We start from the raw sequence: 13,798 nt of genomic DNA, 5'->3' as shown, positions 1-13,798 counted from the left end.
ATTATGAAACCAAGGACCAAGTTACAAGTTCAGATATTGGAGCAAAGCAGGTGTCTTCCTGATATTGATAGCTATATGCTTGCATGGGCTAAAACGGACTGCTTGGAACATAAAGGCTTTGCGACTAAATCACGGGTTGTTTGCATGGACTGCGGCCAGAGGTTCTCCCCGGATATTGTCAGGCGTAAACTGGCTGTATGCCCTCACTGTGGGGCAAAGTTGAAAGTAGAGCAATCAAGATGCACTACAGACAAACAGAGCAGGTATGTTGCGATCGCTGAGATTCATGGGGAGTTTCAGGTAATTCGGAATTTTGAGATTCGGGCGTACTATAAAGCCGGTGCGGTTCCAAAATACTTTATTAATGAGGTACTCCAACACTGGATACGGCAAGATGGAAAGAATACGGTTGTCGCATTGAATCACACTGTGAATTGGTATTGTGATTCCTGGGGCGGAGATATGGAGATACGTGTTGAACATAGACGTGGTTACTATTCTTCCGGTGTCAGGTATGATATTTATCCTTCCAGGCTGCATCCTGATTCTGAGTTCCGTCCGGATATAGGACGCTACGGTATAGACCACAGATTGCAAGGGCTTACGCCACTGGAAGCTATTAACATGATTCCTGATAACCCGAAAATGGAAACATTGCTAAAGGCAAGGAGGTACGAACTATTAGGGTATGCTTCAAATGAAAAATATAAGATTGAGCGTTATTGGCCGTCCATAAAGATATGCCTAAGAAACAAATACAGGATAAAGGATGTGAAAATATGGTTTGATTATCTTGATTTGCTTCGGTACTTCCACAAAGACCTGCATAATGCACACTATGTTTGCCCGGATAATCTTAAGAAAGAACACGATAAGTTGGTCATTAAGAAACGGCAACTTCAGGAAAAAGAAGAAGCTGAACGTAAACGAAAGAGGGCAATTGAAGACGAAGCTAAATTTAGAGCCCTCAAAGCTAAGTTTTTTGGGTTGCGATTTACTGACGGGTTTATTGAAGTGAGGGTACTTGAAAGTGTTCGGGAAGTCATGGAGGAAGGAGATGCACTTCATCACTGCGTATTTACGAATAATTATTACCTGAAGCCTGAATCCCTTATTCTCTCCGCCCGCATTGGTGACAAGCGTATCGAGACAATTGAGGTTGACTTGAAAACCTTAAATGTCGTACAGTCCCGAGGAGCCTGTAACCAGAACACTGAATACCATGACCGGATCATAGGGCTTGTGAAAAAGAACACAAGGTTGATCAAACAAAAACTTGCATCATGAAAGGAGTCCTGCTTAAATGCAGGAAACATGTTAAACAATAACCAATGCCGGTACTAAAGGATGCCGTCGGGAGTGTGCCCCGGTTAAGTTTTATATTTTGCAAACCACTCCCTGGGGACTTCTCCCCGGGATTTGGATTCCCCCGGAGTGGGAGGCTTAAAACGCTCAGTTTATGAATATCCCCCAAACCATCCCGCGTATTGATTGCAAGGCATTCGCCAAATGCGGAAAGAAGTCTTTATCCCATTGCAGGCGGTATAAACTTACGGACGAAGAGTGTATAAATTGCCGGTTGGTCCATCGACGGGAAAGAAACAATTACCGTACTTCCCCCGACGGTCGTTTAATGAAACGGTGTTCCATCTGTGGCGAGTGGTACTATTTTCACCGGTTCTACCCCAGAACTTTAAATCGGGGAGAGAAGGTCTATTCCACCTTCAGTTCTGAATGCAGAAGGTGTAAGTCTTTGAAAGCGTCAACCTATCAAAAAGCAAGGCGATGAATAAGAATAAGGGAAAAGAAGAGGAAATCAGGCAGAAAGTAAAGTGTGATTGCCGGCAATGCAGACGCGCCGGCCCGGTTGAGAATTTCATGGTGTATTGCCCGATACATGACTGTGGGCGATCAACCGGCCTTAGAATGTGTGAGTATTTTATAGAGAAGAAGAGATGTTCGACAAGATAACCATAAAGGCAACGATTGACACGGCGGATATTGAGACGATCGTTTTACGAAATTATTTGGAGGAGTGTACGGAGGGCGATGAAGTCTATTACAAGTCTACCGCTTACGCCAACTTTGATGGTTGTTTCATTGAGGTTCGCGGTAACAGGTTACGGTGCACATGTTCCATTTGCAAGCTTTACTCCAAGGGAAAGACCGGGAAACTGGATAACAGCCGCCCGATAACCTTTGCAATAGCTGTAAGGACAATCAAAGAGCTGCTGTTGAGGCTATGTGTCCGTATTGAGAATGCCGTGGTAACGTATTACGAGATAGGTATCACAATGAAGATGTCCCTTCCTGCCGATTCTTACATTAAACAGATGTATGAAGTCTCAGGAAAGCTCCTTTGGAACGATGCCAACTATTCGGCGTTCAAGCAACAGACAACGGAGAAAAGCAAGTATTTCCGGAAGATCCTGAAGGTCTATGATAAGAGCTTTGAGGCCGGGGAGAAAGGACGGAATGTCGGGGCTAACATTCTTCGTATCGAAACGATATACAAGCACCAGTCTGTTTCATTGATGGAGCTAACGGACAACCTCTTCTTGTCGAGGATCGGCCGTATATTCTATAAGGACTGGTCAGAAATATGCTTTACCAGAGAACTGTCTGCGGCCAAGGGCGTAAAGGTGTCCCAGCTTGAAAGGGCCAGGGAGATATACCGGATAGGAGTTACCCGGTACAAGGAGCGTTACAAGAAGCTTTATCTTTCGGGTAAGCTGACTAAAAAGCAATGGGAGACTATACGCAATTTTGCCCGTAGCTGGCCGGAAGAGCGTGAGAAGTACGTGGAGGAAATCGGTGACATGGAGCGTGAATTTAAGGACAAACTTTTATCAGGCTACCAGACAGGGATATTTACGCCCATTTGCAGAAAAATATAACATATTGAAAATCAGCATTTTATCTGTAAATACAAAAAGCACCTTATGGTGCGCAATTAAAATGTTGGAAATTAAGTGATTACGTTTTTAAAATCTAAAATTTAACACTTTTCGGCAACTTGTCCTATACAGCCCGCAGGGTTGTCGGGAACCGACTTATAAGGGCTGATAAATTATAATTTAAAAACTGAATATATGAAATGTGAAGCAGAAGGCAAAATTTTGGTGGAGCTGCCATCCACCGGTGGAGTTACCAAGGATGGTAAAGACTGGGAGAAGAGAGAGTACATCATGGAAACCAGCGAACGTTATCACAGTAAGATGCGCTTTTCCGTTTGCAGTTTCGATGGTCCTGTTGAGAACCCTCCAAAGGTAGGAAATAAGATCAGAGTTAACTTTACCGTTGAGGCCCGCGAATATAAAGGGAACTGGTATAATGAAGTAAGAGCGCATCGGACGGAGAATATTGAATGTTAAACTTATAAAGATATACGTTATGTTAGATTTGAACACCCTTCGTAACAGGGCTTATCAAAATGCCTGTGATCATGGATTTCATGATAGAGAATTGAGTGACAATCATTGTTTCATGCTTGTAATAACAGAGTTGTCCGAAGCTGTAGAAGCTGACAGAAAAGGCAGGCGGGCTGACAAAGCGGAATTTGAATCGGTTGTCAGTTCCAATTCCGATCATATGTCTGAGGCTTTTGTGGATGCTTTTGAAAGGCTGGTCAAAGATACGGTTGAGGCTGAATTGGCCGATACGGTTATTCGTATGCTTGATATGGCCGGTCTTCGGGGTATTAATTTGAATGGTATATTCATTGTTGCATACATTGTAAGCAGGAAGAAGTCATTTACCGAGAACTGCTATGCTATCATCAAAGATATTGTGAATTACAAATACACAACGGAGGAATGTCTTAATTATGCTATTCGTCAGGTGTTTGAGCTTGCCGAATTTTACGATATGGATTTGGAGTGGCACATTGAGCAGAAGATGAAGTATAATGAACACTGTGGGAAAATGCACGGGAAGAAATATTAATTCTCGATACAGAAATGGAAACAACGATAGATAGTAATGGTCTGGGTGGATTTCAAACCAGACAGGATCGGATACTGTGTATTCGTAGTCAAATTAATCGCAGCAGTGAAGAGTTAGCCCGGATCAATGAAAAGCTGGGAGCTAAAGATACCCCCTCCTTGGAAGAGTGGCTGCGTCTTTCGGATATTCGTAATAACCTGATGGTTTCTATACACCGGAAGGAGGAAGAGTTGTCACGGCTGACGGATAGCCGCCGGCTTGATCAGCCTAGGCGGGCGAATTATAATTATTGATATGTTTTAGAGGATTAATAAGTCGTATTGGAATGGGAAACAAAAGAAGGTCAGTCCGATTTGATGAACATACTTGGATGCTATTGAAAGAGGTATCTGAGAAAATGGGAGTCAATATGTCAGTTGTAATCAGAAGCATGGTTGCGCGCAGTTTGAGGGAAATAACGGATGATTCCGGTAATCTGATTCTAAATGAGAAACAGGTACAAGCGAAATAGTTATTATCCTAAGGTGGCCGAAGCAATCGGAAAGAATTATCTTAAGCTTCGATCGCTTTGTTGTGTCGAATTCGATACGTTTCATGGCTCACTATCTCGTGAGGACATCTTTCAGGACACGGTGCTTTATGTCATTCAAGATGTTGAGGCCAGCCTGTTAGAATCGGAAGAGGATATTATAAAACACTTTTGCTATCGTTACAAAATGATAGCATTTCAGATAATTCAAGATTCTAAACAATTAAGAGAAATACCATATGCCGACTATTTACAAACCCAAAAAGAGGGAACAGAAGAGCAATAATATGTATGATGATGCCCGTCGTAAGATATATAATTCAGAGCGATGGCGCAGGCTTCGAGCATGGAAGATGGTGAATAACCCTCTATGTGAGGTATGCTGGCAAAAGGGATTGGCTACACCGGCTGAGGATGTTCATCATATCGTATCATTCATGACTACGAATGATCCTTTACAGCGTAAATCATTAGCATACGATTATGACAACTTAATGAGCCTTTGTAAGCAATGCCATCAGAATATACATAACTCAAAATAATAACAAAAAAGTTATTGGAATATTTGCTTAATAACAATAATGTTATTATATTTGTAGTGTCAAAAAACAAAAGCAATATGGGAGAAAAACCGGTAAGTAAAGAACGGATAAAGTTAGAGAAGGATTTGCTGTTCTACCTTCGCTACTACAAAGAGCTACAGGACAGAGGGCATTATAAACAAGAGCTTGATTATCAAATCGAGTTATTAACTAAAAAGTTAAAGGAAATGTAAGTTGTCAACCGCCTCCCTTGAAAGACAGGGAGGCTAAATAAAGAAGTTATGAAGACAGATATAGAAAGACTAAAGGAACGCTTTGCCAATGCTAATACCGAAGCGGAGATTGAGGCAGTAGACAAAGAGATGAAAGCTTTGGCGGATCAAGATATGGATCAGTTTGCGGAAGGTTTGATAGAATGCATCAAGGACACCAACAAAGAAGCGGATGAAATATTACTAAGAGAGAAGTTGGAATCGGTGTTGCCGTTTATCTCTGTTTCAGCATTAGCCAAAACATATTTTAAGAGGTCTCCCCAGTGGTTTTACCAACGTTTAAATGGAAGTATTGTCAACGGGAAGCCCATTCGGTTTAATGATGCTGAGTTAAAAACCTTGGCCGGTGCATTGACCGATATAGGTAAGAAGATAAGTCAAGCTGCTGCTTTTGTTTTTTGACGATAACTAAGCAATAGTTTGTGGCCCCATCTGTAAAGGTGGGGCTTTTTTGTTCCACTTTTCGTGGAACTATATGTTAAAACGCAGTCTGCTATGTTCCACGGCAGTGTTTCCGTGAAACACTGTGTTAAAACTGGATTAACATTGTTCCACGGGTATGGGGTTGAATTTTGAGCAAATCGACTTCCGAAACCTCGCCCAACCCTTCTTCACACGCACGGAATTTTTTCAAATTTTGAATTTGTTAAAGCATTAACGTTTTATTTGTCGGACATTCATGTGGTTATTATAAAAACAGAATATGGTGAAATTTGTAATGCCCGATAATTTATCCGATGAAACACAGAAGTTTATAAAGGATGTGGTAAAAGAGCTAAATGCTAGAAAAGCTATTCAGAATATTGATCTCGGAGCTATTAGAATGCTTGCAACCAGCTACGAGATGTATATGCAGGCAACTGATATCCTGCTTAAAGAAGGCCCCGTTATTGAGATAAAATACGAAAAAGCAGCTAATCCGGCTCAAAATATTGCCACTAAAAACTATGCTCAGGTAATGAAAATCATGACAGAGTATGGTTTGACTATTAAAAGCCGTGGAAATATTAAGGCTATGAAATCAGAAGATAAAAATGATTCTCCTTTAGACCAATTTTTAAAGAAAGGGGCCCGTGAGAGACGATGAAAGGATACTATCAATATGCCGCTGATGTTAGAGATGGCAAGATTGTAGTGGGAGAGTTTATTAAGCAGGCCGTCGAACGGTTTTATGTTCTTTTTGAACGGGATGATATAGATTTTAGAGAGAATCGGGCGGATTATGCTATTGAATTTATTTCTTTGTTGAGGCATTACACCGGTCGTCATGCCGGAAAATCGTTTACGTTACTGCCTTGGCAAGAGTTTGCAGTAGCAAGTATCTACGGATTCTATAAAAAAGATGAGGATGGCTCTTGGTGCAGGTTGGTTTCATCTGTATACATTGAGATGGCCCGTAAAAATGGCAAGTCGGCTTTTGCGGCTGCACTTTGTCTATATCATCTTATCGCCGATGGCGAGTCGGCTGCGGAAGTCTACTTGGCGGCTAACAGTAAAGATCAGGCAAAGGTTAGTTTTACAATGTGCCGTAACTTTGTATCCGGGCTTGATCCTAAGCATCGGTATCTTGTGTCTTTCCGCGATCAAATAAACTTCGATAAAACATTGTCGTTTTTGAAAGTGCTTGCCGCTGATTCCAGCAAATTAGATGGCCCTAATCCGTCTATGTTTTTACTTGATGAATACCATGCGGCTAAAAATTCAGGTTTGAAAGATGTACTCCAATCCGGGCAGGGTATGCGTGATGATCCGATGAGTATCATTATCACTACCGCCGGTTTTGATAAATTGGGTCCATGCTACCAGTTTCGTGAAATGTGTACGGAAGTGTTGAAGGGCTTGAAAGAAGATGATACCCTTTTTGCTTTGATTTATGCTTTAGATGAAGGGGATGATTGGAAAAATGAAAAAGTGTGGGGCAAGAGTAATCCTAATTTAGGGGTCACAGTAAAGCCTAAATATTTGAGGGAACAGGTTCAAAAGGCAATAAATTCTCCTTCAGAAGAAGTTGGAATCAAAACGAAGAATATCAATATGTGGTGTGATGCGGAAACTGTTTGGATACCGGATCACTACATCCTTAACGCTTCTGCCAATCTTGATTTCGAGCAATTCCGGGACATGGATTGCTATGCAGGTATTGACTTATCAAGTACGAGTGATCTCACCTGTATGAGTTTTATGTTTCCGACTCAGGACAAATATTACTTTAAAACCCTGTATTATCTTCCAGAGGCGGCGTTACAAGAAAAACGATTTAAGGATTTGTATGGCGATTGGCGTAGGCAGGGATTGATTACCATTACGCCGGGCAATGTAACGGACTATGATTATATACTCAATGACCTGATGCGTATCCGGGAGATTGTTTTCATTCAAAAAGTGGCTTATGATGCATGGAACGCAACACAGTTTGTTATCAACGCCACAGATCAGGGGTTGCCGATGGAGGAGTTTTCCCAAGCATTGGGAAACTTTAACCGTCCCACAAAGGAGATGGAGCGCTTGTTATTATCCGGACGGGCAGTGATTGACAACAATGTCATTAACCGGCATTGTTTCCGCAATGTGATTATGGCACGGGATCGGAATGGAAATACCAAACCGTCGAAGCAGTTTGAAGAGAAGAAAATAGACGGAGTAATAGCCAAGCTGGAAGCCCTTGGCATTTATCTGATGTCTCCGCGGTACGGGGAATTCTATTAACTGTCGGACAATTTTCTGGTTAGATGGTAAAAGGAAAACAATGAAAATACCAATTCTAAATATTGAGATTAGAAAAGCGTCCAAACAGGAGGTATCTAATATAGCTGCTTGGAGTTCCGGTGGAAGATCGCTGTTGTTGAGCCGTGATAAGCCAATGTTGCTTTCTACTGTTTATCGGTGTGTGGACTTGATTTCTGACAGTGTGGCTGTCTTGCCATTAAAAACCTATCAATTGGATGAAGAAGGTTTTAAGAAGGAGTGTAAATGGCATCCAGCTTACCATGTTCTGAATACAGAGCCTAATGAAGACATGACCAGGTACGTCTTCTTTAAAACATTGATGGCCTCAGTCCTTTTAACAGGTAACGGTTATGCCTATATCGAAAGGGATGGGACGGATTTACAACTAATCTATGTTCCTTCTTTCCAAGTAGGTATAGAATGGATAGTAGATGCGAAAGGCATTCGTAGAAAACGTTACAGGATTACAGGGTTTAAGGATCTGGTACAGCCTAAGGATATGATTCATGTATTGAACTTTTCTTATGACGGAATCATTGGGGTGTCTACGCTGACCCATGCCCGGCAAACGCTGGGTATCGCCTCTGACAGTGAGGCGCATGCCGCAGGATTCTTTAAGGGTGGCGGTAACGTGGCGGGTATCTTGGCATTTGAGGGCCGCTTGGATAAAAAACAAAAAGACCAGATCTATGAAACTTGGGAAAATCGTACTTCTTCTGTAGGGGGGAAACCCAATGGCATTGCTGTGCTTGAAGGGAATATGAAGTACCAGCCGATCACTATCAGTCCCAAGGATTCGCAACTATTGGAGTCCAGGGAGTTTAATGTGGTGGATTTATGCCGTTTTTTCTCCGTCTCTCCTGTTAAGGCTTTTGACCTGTCTAAATCGAGCTACTCCACTGTTGAGGCTACGCAGCTTCAATACCTGACGGATACGGTGCTGGCTGTCATTACCAAGATTGAGCAGGAGATCAATCGGAAAGTTTTTCTTAAATCCGAACGTGGCCGGATATTGGCTGAATTTGATACATCGGCAATTTTGCGTACAGACAAAAAGGCGCAGGCCGCATATGCAAAGGATATGTTTTATGTTGCAGGGATGACACCCAATGAAATTCGCCGGGAGAATAATTTGCCCCGATTAGAAAATGGAGATAAAGCCTTTGTGCAAGTCAATACACAAACATTAGATCGTGCGGTAGCCGACCCTGTCATAGATAAAAATTCCAAGTTGTCCGACAGTTCTGTGGTTAATGAAGAAAAGGATTGATTATGGATGAAAAGAGAGAAATAAGAAATACTGCCTATCAAGTGGTGTCAGACGAAGAAAAGCGAACCGTTGAAGGGTATGCTTTGCTTTTTGGCGTGTCTTCGGACGGTTTAAGTTTTGAAGAGGTGATTGAGCATGGAGCTCTGGATGGTGTTATTGAGAAAAGTGATGTATTTGCGTTGCTAAACCATGACCAAAGTCGGGGGATTCTTGCCCGATGCAATCGGGGGACTGGCTCGTTGACATTATCTATTGATAGCAAGGGATTGAGATACCGTTTTGAGGCTCCAAAGACTGGGCTCGGAGATGAGCTGATGGAAAATATCCGGAGAGGCGAGATCGCCGAGAGTTCTTTTTGCTTTGATGTAGAGGAAGAGACTTGGGAAAAGAAAAGTGATGGAACATGGAAGCGGACAATATTGAAAATAGATCATTTATATGATGTCGCGCCTGTATATAATGCCGCATATAGCAAAACATCGGTTTATATGAGAGGCAAGGAGCAGGCCGAAGAAGATTTTCGTAAACAGGAAGAACAGAGAAAATCCGGAGAGTTGGATGAATATTACGAGAATATAGAAAAATTATTTAATAATTAATTTAACGATTATGCCAAGAGAAAAATCAATTACAGATTTAAAAGACGAAAGAACCCAGCTTTCTATCCGTGCTAAAGCGATAACTGATGGTGCGAGAGCCGAAAAACGCATGTTAAACGAGGGCGAAAATACGGAACTTGGAGAGATCCAGTGCCGGATGACTGACATTAATATGGAGATTGCAACCAAGGAGGCCGAGAACAGAGGTAAAGGGACTCCCCATGTAGAACCCGGTCAGGAACGCTTTTCTCTCCGTCGTTCATTGGCCAACTATATTTCCGGACAGGGACAGCATGATGCGGATGCTTCCGTTATTGAGGCGGCAACGCGCCTGCATAATAGCGCAGGGGTAACGAGGTCATCTCAAAATTCATTGGTAATCCCGATGAGCTTGGAGAAGCGGGCAATGTTTACGGCGGCAACCGAATCGGCTACGGGAGTAGTCATTGATCAGGAGCAGCAGGAATTGTTGCTGCCGCTTCAATCCTCTTTGGTCTTGGCTCAGGCGGGAGCCAGATTTATGACCGGTTTACAGGGGGATATTTATTGGCCGAAGTATAGCGGTTCCAATGTTTTCTGGGAGGGTGAAAACGCTAAAGCCAAAGACGGTGCCGGGCAATTCAGCAAAGGTGACGCCTATAAACCCAAGAGACTGACGGCTTATGTTGATATCTCCGAGCAGTTGCTTGTCCAGGAAAATACTTCGGTTGAGGCAATTATTCGACAAACGTTGGCTGCTGCTATTGCGCAAAAGGTTGAGCAAACCGCATTTGGTACGCACGCTCACAATGATAATACGCCCGACGGGCTGTTTCAGACAGTGCCGGCCATTAACGGTGTCATGGATTGGGCTAAAATTGTGGAGTTGGAAACCAATGCGGATATCAACAATGCGCTCTTTGGTAATTTGGCTTACATTATGCACCCGTCTTTGGTAGGTAAGGCCAAAACTAAAGTGAAAGATGCTTCCGGTGCCGGAGGCTTCATTTTTGGCGATAAGGGTGAAGGTACTCTTAACGGATATAAAGCGCTTCGCACCAATAACCTGCCTAAAGGCTTGCAGACCGCTAAAGATGAATTCGGCATTGTTTTTGGTAACTGGAATGACTACTTTATAGGTCAGTGGGGAGCGCTGGAAATCAAAGTGGATCCGTATTCCCGCATGTTGGAGGGAGTTGTACGTTTGGTGATTAATTCTTATTGGAATATGGGTATGATTCGCCCTGAGTCATTCTCCATTGCCTCAATGAAGTAAGCCATGAAGTACGTATCGTTAGATTTGGCGAAGAAGCACCTTTACATCGAAACAGAATACACCGATGATGATAGTATCATTGGTGTATATGTTGCCGCCGCTGAAGGGGCTGTAGCTAATCACATACGTCGGGATCTAGATACGCTGGAGGATAGCGAAGGGAAGCTGCCCGACCCTATTCTCTCAGCTATCCTTCTTGTTGCCGGAGGTTTGTTTCGGGATCGGGAAGTCAACTTTGTCGCGGAACGGGCGCGGGACAAAGTCGGTTTGCTGGACTATTTATTACAACCATACATTGATTACTCCAAATGAAAGCGGGACTGTTACGTGAGATTCTGGAATTCAGGGAAGAGGTGAAAAGCCAGGACCTGAACGGTTTTGTATCCAATAGATATGAAACGGTGTTGACTTGCAAGGCTTCGCGCCGGAAGATGTCTGCTGTTGCAGACAAGAGCGGAGTGAATGCCATGGAGCAATTTATTGGTAGTATTATAGTATTCCAGGTTCGGAATTATCCGGCGATTAAAGAAAACCAGAGGGTTGTTTATCGGGGAGTGGAATATGCGATAAAGATGATTGATCCACAAAGAGATAACACGCTTGTAATCACACTTGAAAAACTGAATATATGATACAGATAAGGACCATAGACAGGGAAAACATAATTTATTTGGTAGACCAGTTAGAGACCTTTGAGAAGGATAAGGCCATAAAAAGTGGGCTTCGGGCCGCTGTGAATGTTTTTCGTGTGAGAGGGCGTAGCAATTTACGTTCGCGTCTATTGCATCACGGGAAGCAGACCGGGCATTTGATGAACTCTTTTACCACCAGGGTTAAACGGAACAAATTAGGGGCTTTGGCCGGTTTTGATCGTCCGGGAGGAAATCACTCCCATTTGGTTGATGCCGGAACCAGGGCGAGAACTACCACCGGAAAGAAAAGCGTAAGGGCGGGGGCATCTCGCGGACTTATGCCTGCTAACCGATTCTGGGAAGATGCGAAAGTTTCTGAGGAAAAGAAGGCGATGGATGCTCTATATGCGGGGATTGAAAGAGCCGTGCAACGTATTAACGACAGGGGATAATGAACAAGTTTAAAGTAACAACAGAGGTACGGACTATCTTGCAGGATTCTTTGGGTATCAAGACAATGGTAGGTGATAAAATATTTCCGTTGGTTGCCCCGAATGGAACCGAGGGAGATTTTATTATATATCAACGGGATGGATTCAAGCAGGAGTACACCAAGATGGCAGTTGCCCGTCAGGTTCCGACCATATTCGTAACTGCCGTGAGTGATAATTACACCCGCTCCCAGGAATTGGCAAGTCTTATCTATGATGCTTTGGAGGGGGATTTTGTAGATCCGGTAATGAAAATCAGGATGGAAGATTCTACAGAGGATTATGAATCCGGAAAATATTTCCAAGTCTTGCAGTTTTCAATTGATTAATATGAAACGTAAAACTAAAATTTTAAAAACAATGGCAACAAAATTAGATTCCAGCAAAGACATTTATCGGGGGGAGCTTATGCTTTTCATCGGTGATGAACCTATTGCTTTTGCTTCCAGCTGCGGGTTGGATGTTTCAACAGAAGAGATTGATATTTCTAATAAAATGATGGGGGACTGGGCCGGTTCGCTTCCTGGGAAAAAAAGCTTTACCCTGTCAAGTGAATCATTGTTAACCCGAAAAGAAGGTGCAATGAGCTTTGACACTCTTTTGAGTAAGCAGATAGCAGGTGAGGTACTTGACTTCTTTTTGGGGAGCCCTGCGTCTGCCGATAAGGATAATTTCGGTGGAACTTTCACTAAGGATACAAAGCAAAAGAACTATACGGGTAAAGTAATTATCACGTCCTTATCCATTAAATCAGATAATGGACAGATTGTTTCATGCAGTGCTTCTTTTAAGGGAATTGGCGCCCTTGCCCCGGTTGAGCCTGTCGGGGTGGGAGGATAAGAAATACAATAATGATGAATATCGAAGGCGGTCCGTAGATGGCCGCCTTTTTAATTAATAAATTGGATGGAAGCAAGATTGACAATAAAGGCTGTTATCCGCTGGGAACAACTCAGGGGTAAATCATTTTCTTTAATGGACTATTCAGATAAAGAGGATGTAAACGCATTGTTATATACCTCCACAATAGTTGCTAAAGGAGAAGTATATACGTTTGATGTTTTTAAAAAGACACTATCCAACCGGAAATTGGTTCGTGAGATGGTATTGTCTTTGGAAAATAGGATGTCTGTATTGGCCCAGTTTCAAAATAAACGAGCTGGTACAGATAAGATCAATTCCGATACCACTCCGGGGATGATAGGCAATATCGTGTCAACGCTTATCATGTCCGGTCTGGATGCTACATATGCATTGGAGGAAATGGAGTTGTGTGATTTGCCCATGTATATTGAAGCCTATGAACGTAAACGTAAAGAAGAGATGGAAGCCAGCCGGTTATGGACATTCTTTACCATGTTGCCGCATATTGATTCCAAGAAGATGAAAAACGGGGCTATGGACCTGATAACATTCCCATGGGAGGAAGTAGAGGCGGCCAGGGAAGCGGAAAGAGCAATAAATGAAGATATAGACCGCTTCGAACAGTTTATGAAAGAGGGTAAGAAACTAATAAATAAATAGTATGGCAGGTAG

The 13,798-nt window shown here is 42.7% G+C and carries 20 protein-coding genes; all 20 read left to right on the top strand.

Features of this window, described 5'->3' with window-relative positions:
• Positions 1 to 3: 3 nt before the first annotated feature.
• The 20 genes from BSHG_RS18135 (at position 4) to BSHG_RS18235 (ending at position 13,786) form a co-directional block, all read left to right on the top strand.
• Complete coding sequence (locus BSHG_RS18135) at positions 4 to 1,287, top strand: PcfJ domain-containing protein (protein ID WP_008657561.1); 1,284 nt, start codon at positions 4 to 6, stop codon at positions 1,285 to 1,287.
• Between the two features lie 668 nt (positions 1,288 to 1,955).
• The gene (locus BSHG_RS18140; RefSeq protein WP_005793660.1) at positions 1,956 to 2,897 is read left to right on the top strand and encodes a hypothetical protein; all 942 of its coding nucleotides are present in this window, start codon (positions 1,956 to 1,958) and stop codon (positions 2,895 to 2,897) included.
• Between the two features lie 195 nt (positions 2,898 to 3,092).
• Entirely contained in the window at positions 3,093 to 3,374 is a 282-nt protein-coding gene (locus BSHG_RS18145) for a DUF3127 domain-containing protein (protein WP_008657556.1), read from the top strand.
• A 19-nt stretch (positions 3,375 to 3,393) separates the two neighbouring features.
• Positions 3,394 to 3,945, top strand: a complete 552-nt coding sequence (locus tag BSHG_RS18150) for a hypothetical protein (RefSeq protein ID WP_008657554.1) — start codon at positions 3,394 to 3,396, stop codon at positions 3,943 to 3,945.
• Positions 3,946 to 3,959: 14 nt separating this feature from the next.
• The gene (locus tag BSHG_RS18155) at positions 3,960 to 4,238 is read left to right on the top strand and encodes a hypothetical protein (RefSeq protein ID WP_005821769.1); all 279 of its coding nucleotides are present in this window, start codon (positions 3,960 to 3,962) and stop codon (positions 4,236 to 4,238) included.
• 32 nt (positions 4,239 to 4,270) lie between these two features.
• Complete coding sequence (locus BSHG_RS18160; protein WP_005821768.1) at positions 4,271 to 4,456, top strand: hypothetical protein; 186 nt, start codon at positions 4,271 to 4,273, stop codon at positions 4,454 to 4,456.
• A gap of 257 nt (positions 4,457 to 4,713) precedes the next feature.
• Positions 4,714 to 5,016 carry an HNH endonuclease signature motif containing protein gene (locus BSHG_RS18170; protein WP_005821766.1) on the top strand — a complete coding sequence of 101 codons (303 nt, stop codon included), beginning with the start codon at positions 4,714 to 4,716 and terminating at the stop codon, positions 5,014 to 5,016.
• A 77-nt stretch (positions 5,017 to 5,093) separates the two neighbouring features.
• Positions 5,094 to 5,249 carry a hypothetical protein gene (locus BSHG_RS18175; protein ID WP_225481586.1) on the top strand — a complete coding sequence of 52 codons (156 nt, stop codon included), beginning with the start codon at positions 5,094 to 5,096 and terminating at the stop codon, positions 5,247 to 5,249.
• Between the two features lie 48 nt (positions 5,250 to 5,297).
• The gene (locus BSHG_RS18180; RefSeq protein WP_005821764.1) at positions 5,298 to 5,690 is read left to right on the top strand and encodes a DUF5053 domain-containing protein; all 393 of its coding nucleotides are present in this window, start codon (positions 5,298 to 5,300) and stop codon (positions 5,688 to 5,690) included.
• A gap of 301 nt (positions 5,691 to 5,991) precedes the next feature.
• Positions 5,992 to 6,375 carry a phage terminase small subunit P27 family gene (locus BSHG_RS18185; RefSeq protein WP_005821762.1) on the top strand — a complete coding sequence of 128 codons (384 nt, stop codon included), beginning with the start codon at positions 5,992 to 5,994 and terminating at the stop codon, positions 6,373 to 6,375.
• On the top strand, positions 6,372 to 7,994 hold the full coding sequence (locus tag BSHG_RS18190) for a terminase large subunit (protein ID WP_005821761.1): 1,623 nt from the start codon (positions 6,372 to 6,374) through the stop codon (positions 7,992 to 7,994). The genes BSHG_RS18185 and BSHG_RS18190 overlap by 4 nt, the downstream gene beginning before the upstream one ends.
• Before the next feature lie 40 nt (positions 7,995 to 8,034).
• Positions 8,035 to 9,285, top strand: coding sequence for a phage portal protein (locus BSHG_RS18195; RefSeq protein WP_005821760.1), 1,251 nt, complete (start codon positions 8,035 to 8,037; stop codon positions 9,283 to 9,285).
• Positions 9,286 to 9,287: 2 nt separating this feature from the next.
• Positions 9,288 to 9,884, top strand: a complete 597-nt coding sequence (locus tag BSHG_RS18200) for an HK97 family phage prohead protease (protein ID WP_005821759.1) — start codon at positions 9,288 to 9,290, stop codon at positions 9,882 to 9,884.
• Positions 9,885 to 9,894: 10 nt separating this feature from the next.
• Positions 9,895 to 11,139 (top strand): phage major capsid protein, encoded by a 1,245-nt coding sequence (locus tag BSHG_RS18205; RefSeq protein WP_005821758.1) that lies wholly within the window; start codon positions 9,895 to 9,897, stop codon positions 11,137 to 11,139.
• A gap of 24 nt (positions 11,140 to 11,163) precedes the next feature.
• Complete coding sequence (locus BSHG_RS18210) at positions 11,164 to 11,451, top strand: head-tail connector protein (protein ID WP_229067008.1); 288 nt, start codon at positions 11,164 to 11,166, stop codon at positions 11,449 to 11,451.
• Positions 11,448 to 11,771 carry a head-tail adaptor protein gene (locus BSHG_RS18215; protein ID WP_005821755.1) on the top strand — a complete coding sequence of 108 codons (324 nt, stop codon included), beginning with the start codon at positions 11,448 to 11,450 and terminating at the stop codon, positions 11,769 to 11,771. The genes BSHG_RS18210 and BSHG_RS18215 overlap by 4 nt, the downstream gene beginning before the upstream one ends.
• On the top strand, positions 11,768 to 12,223 hold the full coding sequence (locus BSHG_RS18220; RefSeq protein ID WP_005821754.1) for a hypothetical protein: 456 nt from the start codon (positions 11,768 to 11,770) through the stop codon (positions 12,221 to 12,223). The genes BSHG_RS18215 and BSHG_RS18220 overlap by 4 nt, the downstream gene beginning before the upstream one ends.
• Positions 12,223 to 12,591, top strand: coding sequence for a DUF3168 domain-containing protein (locus tag BSHG_RS18225; RefSeq protein ID WP_005821752.1), 369 nt, complete (start codon positions 12,223 to 12,225; stop codon positions 12,589 to 12,591). The genes BSHG_RS18220 and BSHG_RS18225 overlap by 1 nt, the downstream gene beginning before the upstream one ends.
• Positions 12,592 to 12,622: 31 nt before the next feature.
• Positions 12,623 to 13,102, top strand: coding sequence for a hypothetical protein (locus BSHG_RS18230; protein WP_005821751.1), 480 nt, complete (start codon positions 12,623 to 12,625; stop codon positions 13,100 to 13,102).
• Between the two features lie 66 nt (positions 13,103 to 13,168).
• Positions 13,169 to 13,786 (top strand): hypothetical protein, encoded by a 618-nt coding sequence (locus BSHG_RS18235; protein ID WP_014299363.1) that lies wholly within the window; start codon positions 13,169 to 13,171, stop codon positions 13,784 to 13,786.
• Positions 13,787 to 13,798 lie beyond the last annotated feature (12 nt).

It is taken from the genome of Bacteroides sp. 3_2_5, from assembly GCF_000159855.2.
Classification (GTDB): domain Bacteria; phylum Bacteroidota; class Bacteroidia; order Bacteroidales; family Bacteroidaceae; genus Bacteroides; species Bacteroides fragilis.
The sequence above is the reverse complement of the archived record's forward strand: the minus strand, read 5'-3'. Positions and strand labels throughout refer to the sequence as shown.

Excerpts from the sequence above, each read along its gene's own strand:
- BSHG_RS18135 (WP_008657561.1), top strand. The coding sequence starts at position 4 with ATGAAACCAAGGACCAAGTTACAAGTTCAGATATTGGAGCAAAGCAGG.
- BSHG_RS18140 (WP_005793660.1), top strand. The coding sequence starts at position 1,956 with ATGTTCGACAAGATAACCATAAAGGCAACGATTGACACGGCGGATATT.
- BSHG_RS18145 (WP_008657556.1), top strand. The coding sequence starts at position 3,093 with ATGAAATGTGAAGCAGAAGGCAAAATTTTGGTGGAGCTGCCATCCACC.
- BSHG_RS18150 (WP_008657554.1), top strand. The coding sequence starts at position 3,394 with ATGTTAGATTTGAACACCCTTCGTAACAGGGCTTATCAAAATGCCTGT.
- BSHG_RS18155 (WP_005821769.1), top strand. The coding sequence starts at position 3,960 with ATGGAAACAACGATAGATAGTAATGGTCTGGGTGGATTTCAAACCAGA.
- BSHG_RS18160 (WP_005821768.1), top strand. The coding sequence starts at position 4,271 with ATGGGAAACAAAAGAAGGTCAGTCCGATTTGATGAACATACTTGGATG.
- BSHG_RS18170 (WP_005821766.1), top strand. The coding sequence starts at position 4,714 with ATGCCGACTATTTACAAACCCAAAAAGAGGGAACAGAAGAGCAATAAT.
- BSHG_RS18175 (WP_225481586.1), top strand. The coding sequence starts at position 5,094 with ATGGGAGAAAAACCGGTAAGTAAAGAACGGATAAAGTTAGAGAAGGAT.
- BSHG_RS18180 (WP_005821764.1), top strand. The coding sequence starts at position 5,298 with ATGAAGACAGATATAGAAAGACTAAAGGAACGCTTTGCCAATGCTAAT.
- BSHG_RS18185 (WP_005821762.1), top strand. The coding sequence starts at position 5,992 with ATGGTGAAATTTGTAATGCCCGATAATTTATCCGATGAAACACAGAAG.
- BSHG_RS18190 (WP_005821761.1), top strand. The coding sequence starts at position 6,372 with ATGAAAGGATACTATCAATATGCCGCTGATGTTAGAGATGGCAAGATT.
- BSHG_RS18195 (WP_005821760.1), top strand. The coding sequence starts at position 8,035 with ATGAAAATACCAATTCTAAATATTGAGATTAGAAAAGCGTCCAAACAG.
- BSHG_RS18200 (WP_005821759.1), top strand. The coding sequence starts at position 9,288 with ATGGATGAAAAGAGAGAAATAAGAAATACTGCCTATCAAGTGGTGTCA.
- BSHG_RS18205 (WP_005821758.1), top strand. The coding sequence starts at position 9,895 with ATGCCAAGAGAAAAATCAATTACAGATTTAAAAGACGAAAGAACCCAG.
- BSHG_RS18215 (WP_005821755.1), top strand. The coding sequence starts at position 11,448 with ATGAAAGCGGGACTGTTACGTGAGATTCTGGAATTCAGGGAAGAGGTG.
- BSHG_RS18220 (WP_005821754.1), top strand. The coding sequence starts at position 11,768 with ATGATACAGATAAGGACCATAGACAGGGAAAACATAATTTATTTGGTA.
- BSHG_RS18225 (WP_005821752.1), top strand. The coding sequence starts at position 12,223 with ATGAACAAGTTTAAAGTAACAACAGAGGTACGGACTATCTTGCAGGAT.
- BSHG_RS18230 (WP_005821751.1), top strand. The coding sequence starts at position 12,623 with ATGGCAACAAAATTAGATTCCAGCAAAGACATTTATCGGGGGGAGCTT.
- BSHG_RS18235 (WP_014299363.1), top strand. The coding sequence starts at position 13,169 with ATGGAAGCAAGATTGACAATAAAGGCTGTTATCCGCTGGGAACAACTC.